Source organism: Streptomyces sp. NPDC025784, assembly GCF_055558435.1.
The window spans coordinates 987,393-1,005,989 of sequence record NZ_JBVHMN010000001.1 but is presented as its reverse complement, the minus strand read 5'-3'; the positions used below and the strand labels follow the sequence as shown (position 1 = coordinate 1,005,989).

Below are 18,597 nucleotides of genomic sequence, written 5' to 3'. Positions count from 1 at the left end.
CCGCCGAGCGACGGACCGGCGGCGGAGGGATCAGCCCGCGGTGTTCACCATCGAAGCCGCCGCGTACGTCAGGTAGTTCCACAGCGTGGTCTCGTGCTCCTCGGAGAGGCCGAGCTCCTCGACGGCGACCCGCATGTGCTTGAGCCAGGCGTCGTGTGCCGCCTGGTCCACGGTGAAGGGGGCGTGGCGCATCCGCAGCCGGGGGTGGCCGCGGTTCTCGCTGTACGTGGTCGGGCCGCCCCAGTACTGCATCAGGAACAGCGTGAGCCGCTCCTCCGCCGGGCCCAGGTCCTCCTCGGGATACATGGGCTTCAGCAGCGGGTCCTCGGCGACACCCTCGTAGAACCGGTGCACCAGGCGCCGGAAGGTCTCCTCGCCGCCGACCTGCTCGTAGAAGGTCTGCTCCTGAAGCGTGCCGCGCCGAATCTCTTTCACCCGTCCATGGTCTCAGACGGGGTGACCGAGGACTTGAGGCTTAGGACTCCTCGCCGTCGGCGCTCAGGACTCCTCGCCGTCGGCCGGTCCGTCGCTCGCCCGGCGGCCCGTCCGGCAGCACAGTGGAGACATGGGAGCGCACGCACTCGACCACGGACTCGACGACCTCGCCGCACAGGCGCGGGCCGCGATGGTGCGCGAGATCGAGGCGAGCGGCGCCTGGGAGGCCGATCCCGTCTGGCGGGAGGCGTTCGAGACGGTCCCGCGCCATCTCTTCGTGCCGTACTACTACGTCGGCGTCCTCGGGGGCTTCGAGCGCGTGTGGGGCGAGGATCCGGACCCGCGCAGCCGGGAGCGCTGGGTGCGGGGTGCGTACGCCGACGCCCCGCTGGCCACCCGCGTCCGCGACGGCGTACTGGTCTCCTCCAGCAGCCAGCCCTCCCTGATGGCGGCCATGCTCACCGAACTGGAGGTACGGGACGGGAACGCCGTCCTGGAGATCGGTGCCGGGACCGGCTACAACGCGGCCCTGCTCGCCCACCGGCTCGGCGACGACCGGGTGACCACGATCGACCTGGACGCCGAGATCACCGAATCCGCACGACGGCATCTCGCGGCCGCCGGCCATCACCCGCTCGTCGTCACCGGCGACGGGGCCCGTGGCGTTCCCGAGCGCGCCCCGTTCGACCGGATCATCGCCACCTGCACGCTGACCACGATCCCGCACCCCTGGCTGGCCCAGTGCACCCCGGGCGCCCGCATCCTCGCGCCGCTGGCCACCGGTCTGATCGCCCTGCGGGTGCGGGACGCCGGGCACGCGGAGGGGCGTTTCCTGCACACACCGGCCTACTTCGTGCCCCTGCGCGGCGCGACCCGGCCCGAACGCGCGCCGGAGCACGTCGAAGGGCTGCCCGTGCGGGCCCGGAACGAGGAGCTGCTCCGTTTCCTGCTGGCCCTGACCGTGGGCGGTCTCGACCCGCGGGAGGCCTACGCGCTCTGGGAGCGCGAGGGCCACCCGGTGCGGGAGCGGTACGGGATCACGGTCAGCGGGGAGCGCGCCCGGGCCTGGCTGGACGACCCCGAGGGGCCGCACACCTGGCCGCTGCCGTGATTCCCGTACGGGTTGGTGGGGCGGTGCTCAGCCCCGGCGGATCGTGATCGTCGTCCAGGCGCCGACGTGCACCCGGTCGCCGTCCTGGAGAGGCACCGGCACGAACGGCTGGATGGGCTCCTCCCCGCCGTTGACCGTGGTGCCGTTCGTCGAGTTCTGGTCGACGACCGCCCAGCCCCCGTCCGGCTGCTGGACCAGGACGGCGTGCTGGTGCGAGACGCCCGGGTCCTCCGGGGGCACCGACAGGTCGATGTCCGGGGTGTCGCCGGTGGAGTGCCGGCGACGGCCGATCGTGAGCTGGTTGCCGGTGAGCGGACGCTGCTGCTCCGGCGAGTACGCGGGCAGGTTCAGCCCCGCGGCCTCGGGACCCGAGCGCTGCATCATCGCCATGAAGTACTCGCGGTCGGGACCGATCGTCACGCTCCACGCCAGCGGCTGCTGCTGGTAGCCGGGGCCGGGCGGGGCCTGGGTCACGCCGGGCTGCGGGTAGCCGTAGCCGCCCTGGCCCGCGCCGGGACCGTTCGGACCGCCGGGACCGGCAGGGCCGCCGGGCCCGCCCGCGGAGGGCGGGGAGATCACCCAGTCGTCGTCACCGCCGAAGGCCGGGCCGCCGGGCTGCGGCGGGCCGCCCTGGGTGAAGGGCGAGGCGGGCTGCTGGGTGTACGCCTGCGGGGCGCCGGGGCCGCCGGGCGTCGGGCCCGGGGGCGGCGGTACGGGCCGCGAGGGGTCGCCGCCGAAGCCCGAGGGACCGTCCGCACCCCACGGAGAGGAGGGCGGGCCGGGCGGGATCGGCTCGGCGGGCCGGTTCATCTGCGAGGGCCGCGAACTCTGGTACTCGAACGGGTCGTGACCGGGACCGGCACCGGGACCGCCCGGCTGGCCGGGGCCCTGCTGCGGGAACCGCGGCGGGGGGTTGCCACCGGGACCGCCCATGCCACCGGGACCGCCGGGACCGCCCATCCCACCGGCCGGCGGACGCGGCGCCGCCGGCGTGTACGACGTGGCGGTGTTGGTCAGGAAGTTCCACCGGCACTCCTCGCAGAACGGCGCGGCGCCCTCACGGGGCGTGCGGCACTGCGGGCAGAGCTCCGGCTCGGGGTCGGGTACGGCGGACAGGTGCGGGCGCCCGCCGGCGCCGGGCGGCGGCGGGGGCGAACCGGGCGGCGGATAGCCGTACCCGGCGCCGGGCGGCGGCGGGGGAGGTGGCGGGGGCACGGCTCCGGCCATGCGGTGACCGCAGACCTCGCACCAGTCGTCGGAACCCGACTGATGTCCGTTCGGGCAGGTCGGCATGTCGGCGCTTCCCCCTTTCCTTTCCGGCCCTCGGGGCCGGGTTTCTCCGGCTCCCCTCGGGAACCGGGCTCGCTACTTCTTTACACGAACAGTCTTTGTGGACCGTGTCTCGAGAGTCATCTCGTCGGCCTCTTCGACCTTTGCCTTCAATCGCACAGTACCTGCCGCGGCGTCGACCACGTCCACCACCTTCGCAAGCAGTTTCGCAGTATCGGCGTTGCCGGAGGCGCTGGCGAGCTGAACGGCACGTCCCAGCTTGGCTGTTGCACCGTCCGCATCGCCCGCTTTGCGGGCATCCAGGCCTTGTTGGATGACTTGCGCCAGTTCGGCCTGTCCTGTGTAGTGCGCCACCTGCGGGTTGATCGACGTCGAGGCGGCCATGTCGTCCGTCCACACCGCCCGGACGAGACCCTGCGCGCCGAGGTTCTGCACGCTGCCGTCGCCCTGCGGGATGACCAGTGACACACGGGCCGCCAGCATCTCCTGGCCGATTCCGGCGGCCGGGACCTCCACGCACACGTGGTAGTCGCGCGACTCGTCGCCCCAGGAGCCGGTGGGGTAGTCCCCGGCGCGCGGCCCGGCCTCGCTCCGGCGCTCCGTCAGTTCCTCGACCGTGGGCGCCACTTGCTTCACGAACTTGATCTGTGTCCCGACCGGCGTCCACAGGCGCAGCGCGACGTCCGCGACCTCCTTGCCCATGGCCGTCTCCATCATCTGTGTGAAGTCGGCGGACAGGGCGGCGGGGTCGGCCACGATGTCGGCGGTGCCGAGGAGCGCGGAGGCGATCCCGGTGACCTCCTTGACCTCCCAGTCGGTGCCCACTCCACGCGCGTCACACGTGAACCGTCCGGCGCAGGAGTCCAGCGCGGCCTTCAGGTCCTCGGGCGACTCGTGTTCGTTGCGCCCGTCGGTGAGCAGGATCCCGTGCCGGATGGAGACCTCGGCGGAGGACAGCAGCCGGTCGGCCAGGCGCAGCCAGGTGCCGATGGCCGTGCCGCCGCCGGCGCTCAGCCGGCGCAGGGCCTGCTTCGCCTGGTCGCGGGTGGCCGCGTCGGCGACGGCGAGCCGCCCGCCGCCGGGATAGATCTCCTTGGCGACGTGCGTGCCGCCGATCACCGCGAAGTGCACGCCGTCGCGCAGCGTGTCGATCGCGGCGGCCGTCGCGTCGCGGGCGTTGCGCATCTTGGTCGGCGGGTAGTCCATCGACCCCGAACAGTCGACCATGATCGCCACGGCCGCGTCCGGTCCCTGTCCGGGCGAGTAGAGGTGCGGTGCCGCCACGGCGCTTCCGATGGTGCCGCCGCCGGTCGCGCTCACGGTGACGATCGCGTTGACCTCACGACCGCCCTCGGGCAGGTACTCGTTCTGGTACACGTCGACCGAGAACTGCGGCACGTTCGACTTCGAGAAATTGGCCATGCCTTCTCTGTCCCCCTCGGGCCTCCGGTGCTGGCGGAGGTGATGACTGTATGCGGACCGGTCCCCTCCGGTCCGAGGCCGTCGCCCTGTGCGCGGTCCGCGGTGCCGGGACCCGCGGTGCCACCACCCGCGGACCCGCGGTCCGCGGGCCGGTGGTTCCGTGGCCCGGCTGGTCCGGGTTTCGCGGCCTCAGGCCGATCCTGCCCCCTGCGGTGGGGCGGGGAACGGCAGGACGGCCACTGTTACGTTGTCGTGGCCCCCGCCGTCCAGGGCGTGACCGACCAGCACCTGCGCGCTGTGCAGCGGCCGTTCGGCGGCGTCGAGGGGTACGACCTCGGCCATGTCCTCGGCCGCCTCCGCGTAGTTCCACAGACCGTCGGTGCACACCACCACTACACCCGGCCGGTCCGGCTTGAAGGAAGCGGTGTGCGGCTCCAGTTCGTAGGCGTCCGCGCCGAGCCAGCCCGTGATGGCGTGGGCGCGCTCGTCGGCGTACGCCTCCGCCTCGTTCATCAGGCCCGCCGCGACCATCTGGGCGGCCCACGAGTCGTCCTCGGTGAGCCGTGCCGGCGGCGAGGAACGGTCGACGGGCACCCAGTAGGCGCGGCTGTCGCCGACCCAGCCGACGACCAGCAGGGCCGTCGTGACGACCGCGCCGACGAGGGTGCACGCGGGCGCGTTGACGTGCGGCGCGTGCTCGCCCTGTGCGGTGGACGCGTCGGCCAGCGCGTTGACGGCGTCCGCCGCGGTGACGATCGCGTCGTGCATCGCCTGCTGCGGATGCGTGCCACGCGGCAGGGCCGCCAGGAGCGCCTCGTTGGCCGCGTTCGACGCGGCGAGCGAGGCCTCGTCCGGACGGGTCGCCGAGGAGACGCCGTCGCACACGATCGCGACGACCGCGGGCGACCCGTCGGGCAGCGCGGTGGACGAGATCGCGAACGCGTCCTCGTTGCGGTGGTGGCGCAGACCGCGGTCGCTGACCGCCGCGACCGCGTCGAGCTCCTGCTCCATGTGATCGCGCTCCCGGGGCTGCGCGTGGCCGCAGTTCTCGCAGTAGCCGTCGTCGTCGACACGGCCCGAACGGCAGGCGACGCAGAGCTTGGTTCCCGCGGACGGGCTCGCCAGATCGGCGGTGCGGGGATCCGCGGGGGCGCCGGCCGCGCCGCCGCCGGCCGCGGGGGCCTCGGCGGCCGGGGGTGCCAGGGGGTACTCGTCCGGCTCGGAGGGCCGGTCGAAGCGCACCCCGGACGGTTCCGTGCCGGGCGCCTGCCCGCCGGACGGACGGCCGGCCGGAGACGGCGCGCCCGCCGCCGCGGCGGGCGGCCGGGCGTCGGGGAGCTGCCCGCCGGACACCTGTCCGACGGGTGCCTGCGTGCCGGGGAGTTGTCCGCCCGGCATCCGGCCGCCGGGCGGCTGTGCCCCCGGCGCCGGGGCGCCGGGGCCCTGAGGGGCGGGGGGCGCCGTCGGAGACTGCGGGGCGGGCGGCCGCGCACCGGAGGCCGGAGCGGCCCCGGGCCGCGCCGCACCGGGCTCGTGCGCACGCGCGGACTCCAGGTCCGGGTGCGGGTGCGGGTGCGGGTGCGGGAGTTCGGAGCCGCCCGAATCCGTGCCGCGGATGTCGGTGGCCCGGTGCATCGGCGCGGGCATGTCGGAGCTGTCGACCTCGGGGGCGACGGGCCACTCCACGGACGCGGCGGCCGGAGGCCGCGCCGACGTGCCGTTCATCGTGATCGTCGCGTCGTCCGGGCTGTCCTGCGGCGGTGCGGGCACGGCCGACAGGTCGTAGCCGCACGCACCGCAGAAACGGTCACCCGCCTCCAGCGGCTCCTCGCACACGGGGCACCGCGAAAGGGCCGTCGGCTGGGGCATCTGGGACATCAATCACACCCACGTCCGGGGGCGGTAACGATTCGCACGTTCCACCAGGTCGATCCTCTCCTCGCCGCCCTGCGCGAGCCGGGCCAGCGTGCGGTACGAACGCTCCAGTCCGAAGCGGAGACCGCGCTCGTCCAGCGCGCTGCCGAGCAGCACACGTCCGCCTCCGGGAGCCGGAGCGGAACCCTGGCTACCGGAGAGTACCCAGTCCAGCGCACAGCCAAGGACTTCCGTCGACAACTGCTCGCGTCGGACCGCGTCCAGACCGTACCCGTCGAGCGCCTCGACCTGGCCCGCCGCCGCGGTCAGATCGTCGAGGAACGCCGCTGCCGCCGCCTCCTCGGCCAGCCGCTGGCGCAGCCGTGCCCGGACGGCCGCGACCCGCGCGGCGGTGTAGTGGATGGACGCCTCCGGCACGGACTCCAGGGTGGCCACGGCGGCGCGGCGGTCTCCCGCGGCGAGCTGCACGCGGGCCAGCCCGAACGCCGAACTCACATAACTGGGGTCCGTCGTCCACACCAGCCGGTAGTACTCGGCGGCGTTGTCCAGCTGCCCGAGCACCTCCGCGCACAGGCCGAGCGCCAGCTTGGGCGCGGGCTCGCCCGGGAAGGCGTCGTAGACCGCGTCGAAGGACAGCGCAGCGATCTCGAACTCCCCGGTGGCCAGCGCCGCGACACCGCGGTACCAGACCACCCGCCAGTCGTCGGGATGGTCCGCCTCCAGGGTGTCCAGGGACTTGCCCGCGCTGGTCAGCTCGCCCATTTCGAGGCGGGCCCGCAGCTCGCGCAGCCTGAGCTCCGGTGATCCGGCCGGCGCCGCCTGCAGCGCGGTGATCAGCTCCGCCGGGGCGGACGCCATGAGACCCGCGAGGAAGCCCGCGTTGGGGTCGCTCGGGTCCACCAGCGGGACGGGCAGCGCGAGCGCCGTGCCGCCCGCCTGGACGGGCTTGACGAGCGCGCTCGGCGCCGTCGTGGGGGGCAGCGCGGGAGCCGCGTTCGCGCCGTCCGGCCGCGGGGCCGCGCCCTTCTTCCCGCGTACGGGCACGGCCCGCGCGCCCAGGCGCGACACCTGGCCGTCCAGCCTTCCGAACAACTCGGTGTCCGTGACCTTCAGTTCGGGGCCGAACAGCGTCGACAGCGCCGGCCGCGCCCGGCCCGTCTGGAGGGAGACGACCTCACGCAGGACACCGGTCAGCTGCTCGGACATCTCCTGCGCGGACGCGAACCTGCGGGCCGGGTCGGGATCGGTGGCCCGGACGAGGAGCCGGTAGAACGACTCGTACTGGCGGAAGACCTCGATGTTGTCCGGGTCCGGCAGCGAGTCCACGAAGACGTTCGTGTAGCCCTGGAAGTCGAAGGTGAGCACCGCGAGGGTGCGGGCGACCGTGTAGAGGTCGCTGGCCACCGACGGCCCGAGTTCCGCGACCTCCGGCGCCTGATAGCCGACCGTGCCGTAGATGGCCGACTCGTCGTCGTCCATCCTGCGCACCGCGCCCATGTCGATCAGCTTCAGCTGGTCCTCGGTCTGGATCGCGTTGTCGACCTTGAAGTCGCAGTACAGGAGGTTGCGGCTGTGCAGGTGACCGAGGGCCTCCAGCGCCTCGATGCCGTAGGCGCAGGCCTGTTCCACGGGCAGCGGGTCCCGCTTCCCGTCCGGTGTGCGGCGGCCGTTGGCGATCTCCTTGAGCGACTTCCCGCCGACGTACTCCATGACGATGTACCCGTCCAGCGAACCCGTCCGCTGGTCGAGGTGCTCGACGAAGTTGTAGATCCGCACGATGTTGGCGTGCTCGATCTCGGCGAGGAAGCGCCGCTCGGAGATCGCGGCGGCCATCGCGTCCTGGTCGCCGGTGTCGAGCAGGCCCTTGAGGACCACCCAGCGGTCGGAGACCGCGCGGTCGACGGCGAGATAGACCCAGCCCAGCCCGCCGTGCGCGAGACAGCCCACCACCTCGTACTGGCCGTGCACGATGTCGCCCGCGTGCAGCTTGGGCACGAACGAGTACGGGTGGCCGCACTTGGTGCAGAAGCCCTCGGTGCGTCCGGGCCGTTCGCCGCGGGCGCGACCCACCGGAGCCCCGCAGTCGGAGCGCGAGCAGAACCGCTTGCGCTCGGGGACCTCGGGGTTCGCCTGGACCATCGCGCGCGGGTCGGGCCGCGGCACGTCCGGCACCTCGACGAGACCTGCCCCGAGCCGGCCGCGCCCGGAGGCACCGGCGGTCGAGCCGGAGCTGCGGACCGACACCGAACGGCCCGTCGTCCGGCCCGACAGCGAGCGCGACAGGCGTCCGGAGACCGAGCGGCGCGACTGCGACGAACGTGACGAACTGCGCGAGCTCGCCCGCGAACTGCTGCTGGACCCCCGGCCGGAGCCGCGCGAGCCCTTCCCGCCCGCGGTGATCCCGGTCGGGGGTGAGCCGACCATGCCGGTCGCCGACACCACCGGCGCCAGGCCGCACGTGTCGCAGTACAGCTCTCCGCCGCCCACGTCCTCGTACGAACCCGAGCAACCGGGCCGCTGGCACTTCTGCTGCCCACCCGGGGCCTGCTGACTCACGATTCCCCCCTCCGGTCCGCCCCGTCGACCCGGTCGACGGGACCGCCGCCCTGCTCGGGCACGCGCGGACTCAACAGGTCGGCCGCGGCGCGCTGGTAGCGCAGCACCGCCTCCCCGGCGACCCGCAGATCACAGGGCGCGCTCCACAGCATGCGGCGCGCCGCGTCGTACCGCTCGACGAGGAACGGGTCCTCGGCGAGGCCGTGCCGTGCCACCTTCGCCTTGTACGCGTCGAGGCGGCCGCGCAGCTCCGCGCGGACCGCCAACGGCGCGGTGACCGCGGTCAACGACTCGCGGGCGCGCAGGAGTTCGTCCTCGGCCCGCTCCTCCAGCGATTCGAGCAGCGGGGAGAGCCGGTGCCACTGCCCGTGTCTGCGGTACTCCGCGGCCGTCGCCAGCTGCTCCTGGAGCGCGGTCGGTGGACCGCTGACCACGGGGACCTCGGACGCGGCGATCTTCGCGAGGACCTCACCGCGGGCGCTGCGCGCCTCGGCGAGCGTGCGGTCCGCGCGGCTGAGTATGTCCCGCAGCTTCACGAGCCGTGCCTCCGCGTCCTGGCGGACGGTCAGCACCGCGTCGATCTCCCGGCGCACGTCCTCCAGGGCGCGCGCCTCGCGGTCGTACGTCGTCGTGTCCGGACGGCCGCCGCCCGGGGCCGAACTGCCCTGCGCGGGGGTCCAGAAAGCCAGCGGGTCGGACACCACCCGCTCGCGCAGCGCGGTGAGCGTGCGGGTGATCCGCTCCAAGTCGTCGCCCGCCGGGTGCTCGCCCGGGCGCACGCCGACGGAGTGCGCGAGCCGGCGGGTGCGCTGGAGCTCCGCGGCCAGTAAATCGATGCGGGCGGGCAGCGCGGACCAGACGGCGTCCGCGGCGACGACCATGTCGAGGGAGGACGCGTACAGCTCGTTCATCCGCTCCACGAGCGCGGCCAGCGAGAACTGTTCGCTGAGCTTGCCGGCGGAGAGCGTCGGGGCGTTCGCCGTGGCGGTCGCGCTGCCCGCGACCGTGACGCTCTCGCCGCGCAGCAGTTCGGTGAGTTCGACCAGGTCGTCACGGCTGGACCAGCGTCTGCGGGAGCGGATGTCGCGCGCGGAGCGCAGCGCGCCCGTGTACGCGTCGAAGTAGGCCCACAGCAGGGTGATCGACGCGTCCGCGGCCGTCCAGCGCTCCTTGGTGGTGCCGGTGAGCTCGGCGCCCTCCAGGAGCCTTCGGCCCGCGTGGTCCTGCAGGGCGAGGAGCGAGGTCTCGATGGCCTCGTGCTCCGCGCCGAGCCGCGCCAGCGCACGGTCCACCTCGTCCCGGTCCATCACCGGCCCGGGGGGTCCCGTGACGCCCATCGATCACCTCTCGCTCTCCGTCGTCCCCCGCACGCCCGCCGTTGCCGGTGGTCCGCGCCGGGTAACTCTCCAGTCGTATCAGGTCGATTACTTGTACTTCGCCGCGGGCGGGTCCGCCGACAGCGAGCCCTCGCCCAGGGTGGCGGACAGCCACTTGTCGTACGAGGCGCGCCAGCCGCTCTTGCGGTAGTCCACGAGGACCTGGTTGACCCGGCGTACCAGATCGTCCGCGCCCAGTTTCATCGCCACGCCGTAGTACTCCGTCGTGAACGTGTCGCCCTTCAGCACGACCGTCGGGTCCTGCGCGGCCTGGCTCGCGGCGAGCGCGCCGTCGGTCACCACGGCGTCGACCTCGCCCAGTTGGAGCCGCACCAGGCAGTCGAGCTGGTTGGGGACCGTGGTGGAGATGTCGGCGGAGGAGACGAGCTTGTCCGCCTTCTTGTCCGCGTCCAGCTTGTCGTAGGCCGTGGAGCCCGCGGCCGTGCAGATCCGCTGGTGCGCCAGCGTCTTGTCGTACCCCTTGATGGGGGAGGTCCGCGGGGCGAGGACCTGCTGGCCGGTCTTGAAGTACGGGGCGGAGAAGGCGACCTGGTCCAGACGCTCGCAGGTGATCGTCATGGTGCGGACCACCATGTCGACCTGGCCGCTCTGGATCGCCGGGATGCGCTGGTTGGTGGGGATGGCGTGGAACCGGATCGCGTTCTCGTCACCGAGGATCTCGCGCGCGATGCGGTGCGCGAGGTCGATGTCGAAGCCCTCCAGGTCGCTGCCGCCGCGGTTCGGGTTGCGGTAGCCCCAGCGGTAGCTGTTCTGGTCGACGCCCACCGACAGATAGCCGCGCTTCTTGATGGCGGTGATGGTGTCGCCGCTCTCGTCGCCGGACGGGGCGAGGCTCCGGTCCTGCGGGTCGGTGCACTCCTCGGCCTTCGCCTGGATGCCCTCGGCCACGCCCCGGCTGCCGATTCCCGTGCTGCCGTCCCCACGGCTGCCGCTCAGGGGCAGCAGCAGGGCGAAGACCACGGCGAGCGCGCAGGCGACGGCCATCGCGCCCACGCCGCCCCAGCCCTTCAGGCTCGCCCTCAGGCGTCGTGCCGTCATTGCCGCTCCCCCTCTCACCGGTACTCCGAAAGCCTGCGCCCGATGCCGAGCACGGCGCCCGCCGCGGCCAGCACCGCGAGGACCGCCGCGCCGACCGGCAGACCGGTCATCGCGTCCAGGCCGTCGCCCGCCGCCTGCTTGAACTCGGCCTGCTCGTGGTCGAGCGCCTTCTCCAGGTTCTTGTCCACGCCGTCGAAGCACTCGCCGGTCGGCTTGACCTTGTCGGAGCCGATCACCAGGTCCAGGGCGCCCTGGTAGTCGCCGCCGTTGTCGGCCTCGCGGGCATCGGCGTGGCGGGACTTCCACACCTTCATGTTGGCCGTCGCCGCCTTGACGGGTGTCTCGCCCGCCGCGTCGTCGGAGAGCTCCGCGGCCTTCGCCAGGCCCTTGGTGAGCGTCTTCATGTCCTGCTGGAAGTCGTAGTCGTACAGGTCGACGGTCGTCTTGCCGTCGGCGAGCGTCTTGGTCTCCGCTCCGCGACTGACCAGGGTCAGGTTCTCGTTGCCCCGGGCCTTGAGGGAGGCGATCCGGGCGTCGTGCAGCACGTTCAGCGAGCGGACTCCGTGGTCGTACGACTCATCGAGCCCGGCCCGCGCGAGGCTGTGCCCGACGACCAGCCAGAGCAGCACGACGGTGGCGGCGGCCGAGGCGGCGACCATGCCCTGGTTCAGCACACGGTTCGTCCGGTGGTAGTTGCGCCGCTGCGCCCACACGAGACCGCCGAGCGCGAGCACACCGAGGCCGATCGCGGCCCATGGGTACGGCTTGGCGTCCGCGTAGTCGGAACCGAGCCGCTGGTTCTCCCGCTTGTAGAGGTCCTCGGCGGCGGGCAGCATCTCGTGCTGCATCTTGTCGTTCGCGTAGCGCAGGTAGGCGCCGCCCAGCGGGTATCCCTGGCGGTTGTTGGCACGCGCCCGCTCGATCAGGCCCTTGTACTCGGGCAGCAGACGGTTCAGCTTGGTGATGGTCCTCGCCGAGGGGGAGCCCGGCTTCGAGCTGTTGGCCGCCGTGATCAGCTTGGCGGCCGCCGTCCTGATGTCCAGCTCGTACCGGTCGCGGGAGGCCTTCGTCTCCTGGCCGCCGGCCAGGAAGCCGCTGGAGGCCGCCGTGTTCGCGTCCGCCAGCGAGCGGTAGATGTCGGCGGCGCTCGCGCTCAGCGGCTGGCTGCTGTGCAGCACGTCGTCCGCCGCCGCCGCGCGCTCCGTCATCTGCCAGGCGGTGACCGCGCCGAACGCGACGACCAGCAGCGCGAGCAGCGCGCCGATGATGCGCAGCCGGCCCGGCTCGGTCGTGGCGGCGGCGCGCAGACGGTCGACGCCCTCCGCCCAGGCCGTGCGCCGGGCGGGGGCCTCGGAGTCCGTCCGCGGGGCGGCGCCGCCCCGCGGGCCGGGAGGCCCGGACTGCGGCGGGACCGCGGGCATCGTGGGCGTGGCCCGCCCCGGTGGTGCTGTACTGCCCTTCGGCGGCTGTGTCACTTGACCTCCCCCATGGTCATCCGTTCCGTCACCGTCGTCCCGTGCGCCGGTGGTACGGGGCGCGGACGAAGGTGCACGGCCGCAAGTATCCCCGCCGTGGCTGACATCCGCACAGGCCTTGACTGGATCTTGTGCGGATTGCCCCGCACCCTCCGTACGGCAGCGGGCCGTTCGGGCGGCAACGCAGCGCGAAACCCCCGCACCACCCCCCTTCCCATGAATACGCGATCCGGATCTGTTCGGTTCCCGTTCGTGTCAGAGCAGACCGGTGAGCCGCCGCAGGCTGCGCTCCCCCTCGCGTCGCACGCCGAGCGGCACCAGCGCCGCGCGTCCCGGCACCCTCACCCCTCCGGTGAAGGCCACCCGGGTCCCGGTGCCCTCGGGCGCCGCCGCGACACCGATCAGCAGGAAACGGCTCTGCAGCCAGCACCAGCCGGGCCGTTGCTCCCCGCGCAGCGCGGCCCGCATCCCGTACCTGCTGCGGGCCAGCGCCTCCACGCGCGGCCCGTCGCGCCGCACGACACGCAGCCCCCGCATGTCGGGGACGATCCGCCCGAAGTCGCCCTCCAGGTCGTCGAGCAGCGCCCGCACGCGGGCGTACGGGGCGGCCACGAAGCCCTCGGTGACGTGGGCGCCCCGGACGCCGGCGGCCAGCACCCGCAGCCGCCGCACCGGGTCGAGGTCGGCGACCGGCCATCCGCCGGCCGTCCCGGACGGGCGCCCCCGGTGTCCGGGCACCCCGGGTTCGGTCCTGTCGGGTTCCGTCATGAGCTCCACGCCTTCCGGAAGGTGTCGCGCGCCCGGTGCAGCCGGGACTTGACCGTGCCGACGCGGATGCCGAGCACGTCGGCCGCGGCCCGCTCGTCCAGGCCCTCCACGTCGCGCAGGACGAGCACGGCCCGGTGCTCGGGGGACAGGCGGTCCAGCACGTCCCTGATGTCGGCGCCGAGTTGGGGGTCTCCGCGGGCCGGGAGGGTGCTCAGATCGGCCGGCACCGTGCGGCCGGCCCGCCCGGCCAGGCGGACCGCCTCGCGCACCGCGATGGCGCGGACCCAGCCGCGCAGCGCGGCCGGGTCCCGCAGGGAGCGCAGGGAACGGAAGACCGCGACGAGGGCCTCCTGCGCGGCGTCCGGACCCTGGTCGAGTGCGATGGGACCGCAGATACGGGCCACGTAGGGGGCGAGTTCGTCGAGCAGCCCGGCCATGGCGAGGGTGTCGCCGCGCTGCGCGGCGCGCACCAGGCGGGCCGTTTCGTCATCGGACACGTACGGCATCTTCCCCGCGCGCGGAGAACCCGGAGACAGCGGGGCGCCGGTGCCGGGCGACACACAGGGCGGCGACGCACAGCACGGCGCACAACGGGGTGTAGAGCGCGAGGTTGAGCCGGTGGAACACCGTCGAGGTGTCCTGGGCGAAGATCCAGTGGACGCCCGCGAGAGCGCGCAGCGACAGACCGGCCGCCACGGCGAGGGTGCCCAGCCGCAGCAGGCGGCAGGGCCGTAGGGACTGGGCGACGACGATGCCGCTCGCCGTCAGCAGGAGCGCGGCGAGCGGCAGGAGGACGGGCGGGGTGAACGGTGCCTCGACGCCCAGGACGGCCTGCGACAGGCTCTTCTCGTCGGCGGCCGGCCAGGTGGAGCCGGTCGCCCAGAAGAGGTGGAGCAGGGCGTCCGCGGTGAGCACCGAGGCGAGCGGTGCGGCGGCTCGTCGTGCCGTGCGGTCGGACATGAGGCCTCCTGCGGTAGGGATCGACACCCACCAGAGGCGCCGTCCGCGCCGTTCGTTCCCGCGGATGTGCGGGAACTCCCGGCGCGGACCGTCCGACGGCCCGACGCGGCCTCAGACCTCCTCGTAGTGCGCCCGCACGCGCGCGTGCACCGCGTCCGGTGCGTCGACGTGGTCGAGGCCCAGGAGCGCCGCGCCGAGCACCGGGCTGGTGGTGACCACGCGGGGGACCGCCTTGGGGGCGCGGGCGGCGAGGAGTTCGCGTACGCGGTCGTCGAGCTGGGGGTGGCGCGCCGCGAGGACGGACCCGCCGAGCAGGACCGGGGTCTCCTCGGCGAGCAGGTCGAGACGGGTCAGCGCGACCGTGGCCATCGCCACCACCTCGTTCGCGAGCCGGTCGACGAGGGAGCGGGCCACCGCGTCGCCGTCCGCCGCGGTGGCGAACAGCACGGGTGTCAGCTCGTGCCGCCGGGCGGTGTCGACGTCCCCCAGGTGGAGGGCCTCGATGAGCGCGTACATGGTGGTGAGCCCGAAGTGCGCGGGCAGGGTCCGGGCCAGGGCCGTGGGCCCGCCGCGTCCGTCCTCGGCGCGTGCCGCGTACCACAGGGCCTCCTCCGCCAGGCCCCAACCGCCGCCCCAGTCACCGGAGATGCGTCCTATCGCGGGGAAGCGGGCGGTGCGGCCGTCGGGCCGCATGCCGACGCAGTTGATGCCGGCCCCGCACACGACGGCCACGCCGCGCGGTTCGGCGATCCCGGCGCGCAGGATCGCGAAGGTGTCGTTGCGTACCTCCACGCTCGGCCCCCACGCGCGCGCGTGCAGCGCGGCGGCCAGCTGCTCCTCCTCCACGGGGAGGTCCGCGTTGGCGAGACACGCGGACACGTGCGAGGCGGAGGTCACGCCGGCTTCGGCGAAGGCCCTCCGTACCGCCTCGCCGACCGTGTCCACGGCGGTGTCGACCCCCACGGCGGGGGGCCGGAAGCCGCCGCCGCGCGCGGTGCCGGCGACGTCGCCGTCGGCGGTGATCACGGCGACGTCGGTCTTGCTGTTCCCCGCGTCGATGGCCAGGACCAGCGCCGTGTCCCGGGAGGCCGGGGCGTGCGCGGCGTGCGCGGGGCCGGTCCCGGCGGCCGTCCCGGCGCCGGGACCCGATGACGTCATGCCCACGCGAGGTGCTCCCGGTTGTGCGCGATCAGCTGGTCGGTGAGGGTGTCGGCGTAGGCGTACTGGCCGATCAGGGGATGGGCGAGGAGGGCCCGGAAGACGCGGTCGCGGCCACCGCGCAGGGCGGCCTCCAGCGCCAGGTCCTCGTACGCGGTCACGTTCGCCATCAGGCCCGCGTACAGCGGGTCCACGGCGGGCACGGGCAGCGGTGCGGGCCCGTGGGACCCGATGGCGGCCTGCACCTCGATGACGGCGTCGTCGGGCAGGAAGGGGAGTGTGCCCTTGTTGTACGTGTTCACGACCTGGTACGGGCTGCCGCCACCGCCGAGCAGCGAGGCCGCGAGGTCCACGGCCGCCTCGGAGTAGTAGGCCCCGCCGCGCCGGGCGAGCAGCTCGGGCTTCTCGTCGAGCGCCGGGTCGCCGTACATCTGAAGCAACTGCTTCTCCATCGCCGCGACTTCGGCGGCCCGGGACGGCTTGGTCCGCAGGTCGCGCACGACCTCGTCGTGCGCGTAGTAGTACCGCAGGTAGTAGGAGGGGACGACGCCGAGGCGGTCGACGAGGGTGCGCGGCAGGCGCAGGTCGTCGGCGACGGCGTCGCCGTGCTCGGCGAGCAGCTTGGGCAGCACGTTCTCGCCCTCGGGGCCGCCGAGGCGTACGCCGGTCTCCCAGGTGAGGTGGTTGAGGCCGACGTGGTCGAGGTGCACGTCGGCGGGGGCGACGCCGAGCAGCGCGGCGAACTTCCGCTGGAAGCCGATGGCCACGTTGCACAGTCCGACCGTGCGGTGGCCGGCCTGGAGGAGGGCGCGGGTGACGATGCCCACGGGGTTGGTGAAGTCGATGATCCAGGCGTCCGGGTTGGTGCGGCGGACACGCTCGGCGATGTCGAGCACCACCGGGACCGTGCGCAGCGCCTTCGCCAGGCCGCCCGCGCCGGTGGTCTCCTGCCCGATGCAGCCGCACTCCAGCGGCCAGGTCTCGTCCTGTTCGCGGGCCGCCTGGCCGCCGACGCGCAGTTGCAGCAGGACGGCGTCGGCGCCCTCGACCCCGGCGTCCAGGTCGGACGTGGTGACGATCCGTCCGGGATGCCCCTGCTTCGCGAAGATCCGCCGGGCGAGGCCGCCCACCAGTTCCAGGCGTTCGGCGGCGGGGTCGACGAGGACCAGTTCCTCGACGGGCAGGGTGTCCCTGAGCCGCGCGAACCCGTCGACGAGTTCGGGGGTGTAGGTCGATCCCCCGCCGACCACGGTGAGTTTCATGTGTGGTTCAACCCTTCACTCCGGTGAGCGTGACACCCTCGACGAACGCCTTCTGTGCGAAGAAGAACACGAGGATCACAGGGGCCATGACCAGCACGGTAGCGGCCATGGTGAGGTTCCAGTCGGTGTGGTGCGCGCCCTTGAACGACTCCAGTCCGTAACTGAGGGTCCAGGCGCCCGGGTTCTCGGACGCGTAGATCTGGGGCCCGAAGTAGTCGTTCCAGGCGTAGAAGAACTGGAAGAGCGCGACGGCGGCGATGCCCGGCCTGGCCATCGGCAGGACGACCCTCAGCAGGGTCCGCAACTCCCCGCAGCCGTCCACCCTCGCCGCGTCCACGTACTCGTTCGGGATGGTCATCAGGAACTGGCGCAGCAGGAAGATGGAGAACGCGTCGCCGAAGGCCATCGGGATGATCAGCGGCCACAGCGTGCCGGACAGGTCCAGCTGCTTCGCCCAGAAGAGGTACATCGGGATGATGACGACCTGCGGCGGCAGCATCATCATCGAGATGACCAGCATCAGCGACAGGTTCCGGCCACGGAAGCGGAACTTGGCGAGCGCGTACGCCACGGGGATGGACGACACGACCGTGAGGACGGTGCCGGCACCGGCGTACAGCAGGGTGTTCTTCCACCAGGTCAGGAAGCCGGGAGTGTCGAACACCTTCTTGTAGTTGCCCCACTCCCAGGTGTGCGGGATCAGGTCGCGGCTGAGGGCCTGGGTGTCGCTCATCAGCGAGGTCAGGAACACGAACACGAAGGGCAGGACGAAGAAGAGGGCCGCGGCGATGCCCAGCGCGTGGACCGCGACCCATTCCAGGAGGGCCCGGCGGCGGGCGGTGCGCTCGGCGGGAGAGGAGGGTGCCTTCAGGCCCACCGGCTTGTCGAGTACTTGGGTCATGGTCAGTCACCTGCCTGGATGAGGCCGCCCCGGCGCCGCATCAGGAACGCGGTGAACACCATGGACAGGGCGAACAGCACGAGCGCGACCACACAGGCGGAGCCGTAGTCGAAGCGCTGGAAGCCGAGGTTGTAGACGAGCTGCGGCAGGGTGAGCGTCGACTTGTCGGGGTAGCCGGGCTCGAACTGCGTGCCGGCGCCCTGGATGACGCCCGAGGCGACCTTCCCGGCGATCAGCGGCTGCGTGTAGTACTGCATGGTCTGGATGACCCCGGTGACCACGGCGAACATCACGATCGGCGAGATGTTCGGCAGCGTCACGTACCGGAACCGCTGCCACGCGGAGGCGCCGTCCAGCTGGGCGGCCTCGTACTGCTCGGTGGGCACGTCGAGCAGCGCGGCCATGAAGATGACCATCAGGTCGCCGATGCCCCACAGGGCGAGCAGGGTCAGGGCGGGCTTCGACCACGTCGGGTCGTTGAACCAGCCGGGGGCGGGGATGCCCGCCTTCTCCAGGATCGAGTCGACGGGTCCCGTACCGGGGTTGAGGAGGAAGGCGAAGGCCATGGTGGCGGCGACGGGCGGTGCCAGGTAGGGCAGGTAGAAGAGAGTGCGGAAGACCCCCGTACCCGACTTGATCTTCGTGATCAGCAGGCCGATCCCGAGTCCGAACACGACCCGCAGGCTGACCATCACGGCGACGAGCCACAGGGTGTTGCGCAACGCGGGCCAGAACAGCGGGTAGTTCTCGAAGACGTACTTCCAGTTCTTCGTGCCGCTCCACGTCGGCGGCTTGAAGCCGTCGTAGTGCATGAAGGAGAAGTAGACGGTCGAGATCAGCGGATAGGCGAAGAAGACCGCGAAGCCGATCAGCCAGGGCGACATGAAGGCGAGGGTCCGAAGCGCCGAACGGCGGCGCTTCGAAGCCAGTGTGACGGTGCTCATCTCGG

Annotated in this window: 16 protein-coding genes; 1 reads left to right on the top strand and 15 read right to left on the bottom strand. The window is 72.9% G+C overall.

All coding sequences use genetic code 11. The features are described 5' to 3' along the window. Positions 1 to 30: 30 nt before the first annotated feature. Entirely contained in the window at positions 31 to 435 is a 405-nt protein-coding gene (locus ACZ4IF_RS04370; protein WP_345641467.1) for a globin, read from the bottom strand. A 130-nt stretch (positions 436 to 565) separates the two neighbouring features. Between ACZ4IF_RS04370 and ACZ4IF_RS04365 the strand changes: the two genes are divergently transcribed. Beyond that, the gene (locus tag ACZ4IF_RS04365; protein WP_467559391.1) at positions 566 to 1,546 is read left to right on the top strand and encodes a methyltransferase domain-containing protein; all 981 of its coding nucleotides are present in this window, start codon (positions 566 to 568) and stop codon (positions 1,544 to 1,546) included. A gap of 27 nt (positions 1,547 to 1,573) precedes the next feature. Here ACZ4IF_RS04365 and ACZ4IF_RS04360 read toward each other — a convergent pair whose 3' ends face one another. The 14 genes from ACZ4IF_RS04360 to ACZ4IF_RS04295 form a co-directional block, all read right to left on the bottom strand. Continuing rightward, a complete protein-coding gene (locus tag ACZ4IF_RS04360) occupies positions 1,574 to 2,839 on the bottom strand; it encodes an FHA domain-containing protein (protein WP_467559389.1) in 1,266 nt (421 codons plus the stop codon). 72 nt (positions 2,840 to 2,911) lie between these two features. Beyond that, on the bottom strand, positions 2,912 to 4,258 hold the full coding sequence (locus ACZ4IF_RS04355) for a vWA domain-containing protein (protein WP_467559387.1): 1,347 nt from the start codon (positions 4,256 to 4,258) through the stop codon (positions 2,912 to 2,914). Positions 4,259 to 4,447: 189 nt separating this feature from the next. Beyond that, positions 4,448 to 6,136: a PP2C family serine/threonine-protein phosphatase gene (locus ACZ4IF_RS04350; RefSeq protein WP_467559385.1), complete on the bottom strand. Its 1,689-nt coding sequence runs from the start codon at positions 6,134 to 6,136 to the stop codon at positions 4,448 to 4,450. A gap of 3 nt (positions 6,137 to 6,139) precedes the next feature. After that, positions 6,140 to 8,689 carry a serine/threonine-protein kinase gene (locus tag ACZ4IF_RS04345; RefSeq protein ID WP_467559383.1) on the bottom strand — a complete coding sequence of 850 codons (2,550 nt, stop codon included), beginning with the start codon at positions 8,687 to 8,689 and terminating at the stop codon, positions 6,140 to 6,142. Beyond that, entirely contained in the window at positions 8,686 to 10,026 is a 1,341-nt protein-coding gene (locus ACZ4IF_RS04340) for a coiled-coil domain-containing protein (RefSeq protein ID WP_467559381.1), read from the bottom strand. Before ACZ4IF_RS04340 ends, ACZ4IF_RS04345 begins: the two co-directional genes overlap by 4 nt. Positions 10,027 to 10,113: 87 nt before the next feature. Next, positions 10,114 to 11,124 (bottom strand): glutamate ABC transporter substrate-binding protein, encoded by a 1,011-nt coding sequence (locus tag ACZ4IF_RS04335; RefSeq protein ID WP_359486989.1) that lies wholly within the window; start codon positions 11,122 to 11,124, stop codon positions 10,114 to 10,116. Between the two features lie 14 nt (positions 11,125 to 11,138). Then, on the bottom strand, positions 11,139 to 12,599 hold the full coding sequence (locus tag ACZ4IF_RS04330; RefSeq protein WP_467559379.1) for a hypothetical protein: 1,461 nt from the start codon (positions 12,597 to 12,599) through the stop codon (positions 11,139 to 11,141). A gap of 255 nt (positions 12,600 to 12,854) precedes the next feature. Continuing rightward, positions 12,855 to 13,367, bottom strand: a complete 513-nt coding sequence (locus ACZ4IF_RS04325; protein ID WP_467559377.1) for a hypothetical protein — start codon at positions 13,365 to 13,367, stop codon at positions 12,855 to 12,857. Beyond that, positions 13,364 to 13,873 (bottom strand): RNA polymerase sigma factor, encoded by a 510-nt coding sequence (locus tag ACZ4IF_RS04320; RefSeq protein WP_467559375.1) that lies wholly within the window; start codon positions 13,871 to 13,873, stop codon positions 13,364 to 13,366. The genes ACZ4IF_RS04325 and ACZ4IF_RS04320 overlap by 4 nt, the downstream gene beginning before the upstream one ends. Beyond that, positions 13,854 to 14,327: a DUF3995 domain-containing protein gene (locus ACZ4IF_RS04315; RefSeq protein WP_467559373.1), complete on the bottom strand. Its 474-nt coding sequence runs from the start codon at positions 14,325 to 14,327 to the stop codon at positions 13,854 to 13,856. The genes ACZ4IF_RS04320 and ACZ4IF_RS04315 overlap by 20 nt, the downstream gene beginning before the upstream one ends. A 111-nt stretch (positions 14,328 to 14,438) precedes the next feature. Further along, on the bottom strand, positions 14,439 to 15,485 hold the full coding sequence (locus tag ACZ4IF_RS04310; RefSeq protein WP_467559371.1) for an N-acetylglucosamine kinase: 1,047 nt from the start codon (positions 15,483 to 15,485) through the stop codon (positions 14,439 to 14,441). Further along, on the bottom strand, positions 15,482 to 16,747 hold the full coding sequence (locus tag ACZ4IF_RS04305; protein WP_467559369.1) for a 6-phospho-beta-glucosidase: 1,266 nt from the start codon (positions 16,745 to 16,747) through the stop codon (positions 15,482 to 15,484). Before ACZ4IF_RS04305 ends, ACZ4IF_RS04310 begins: the two co-directional genes overlap by 4 nt. 7 nt (positions 16,748 to 16,754) lie before the next feature. Beyond that, the gene (locus ACZ4IF_RS04300; protein ID WP_359487001.1) at positions 16,755 to 17,648 is read right to left on the bottom strand and encodes a carbohydrate ABC transporter permease; all 894 of its coding nucleotides are present in this window, start codon (positions 17,646 to 17,648) and stop codon (positions 16,755 to 16,757) included. Between the two features lie 2 nt (positions 17,649 to 17,650). Then, a complete protein-coding gene (locus tag ACZ4IF_RS04295) occupies positions 17,651 to 18,592 on the bottom strand; it encodes a carbohydrate ABC transporter permease (protein WP_359487003.1) in 942 nt (313 codons plus the stop codon). Between the last annotated feature and the right edge of the window lie 5 nt (positions 18,593 to 18,597).

Bases quoted from the DNA above. Each gene is read 5' to 3' on its own strand.
- ACZ4IF_RS04365 (WP_467559391.1), top strand. From the start codon at position 566: ATGGGAGCGCACGCACTCGACCACGGACTCGACGACCTCGCCGCACAG.
- ACZ4IF_RS04360 (WP_467559389.1), bottom strand. From the start codon at position 2,839: ATGCCGACCTGCCCGAACGGACATCAGTCGGGTTCCGACGACTGGTGC.
- ACZ4IF_RS04355 (WP_467559387.1), bottom strand. From the start codon at position 4,258: ATGGCCAATTTCTCGAAGTCGAACGTGCCGCAGTTCTCGGTCGACGTG.
- ACZ4IF_RS04350 (WP_467559385.1), bottom strand. From the start codon at position 6,136: ATGTCCCAGATGCCCCAGCCGACGGCCCTTTCGCGGTGCCCCGTGTGC.
- ACZ4IF_RS04340 (WP_467559381.1), bottom strand. From the start codon at position 10,026: ATGGGCGTCACGGGACCCCCCGGGCCGGTGATGGACCGGGACGAGGTG.
- ACZ4IF_RS04335 (WP_359486989.1), bottom strand. From the start codon at position 11,124: ATGACGGCACGACGCCTGAGGGCGAGCCTGAAGGGCTGGGGCGGCGTG.
- ACZ4IF_RS04325 (WP_467559377.1), bottom strand. From the start codon at position 13,367: ATGACGGAACCCGACAGGACCGAACCCGGGGTGCCCGGACACCGGGGG.
- ACZ4IF_RS04320 (WP_467559375.1), bottom strand. From the start codon at position 13,873: ATGCCGTACGTGTCCGATGACGAAACGGCCCGCCTGGTGCGCGCCGCG.
- ACZ4IF_RS04315 (WP_467559373.1), bottom strand. From the start codon at position 14,327: ATGTCCGACCGCACGGCACGACGAGCCGCCGCACCGCTCGCCTCGGTG.
- ACZ4IF_RS04310 (WP_467559371.1), bottom strand. From the start codon at position 15,485: ATGACGTCATCGGGTCCCGGCGCCGGGACGGCCGCCGGGACCGGCCCC.
- ACZ4IF_RS04305 (WP_467559369.1), bottom strand. From the start codon at position 16,747: ATGAAACTCACCGTGGTCGGCGGGGGATCGACCTACACCCCCGAACTC.
- ACZ4IF_RS04300 (WP_359487001.1), bottom strand. From the start codon at position 17,648: ATGACCCAAGTACTCGACAAGCCGGTGGGCCTGAAGGCACCCTCCTCT.
- ACZ4IF_RS04295 (WP_359487003.1), bottom strand. From the start codon at position 18,592: ATGAGCACCGTCACACTGGCTTCGAAGCGCCGCCGTTCGGCGCTTCGG.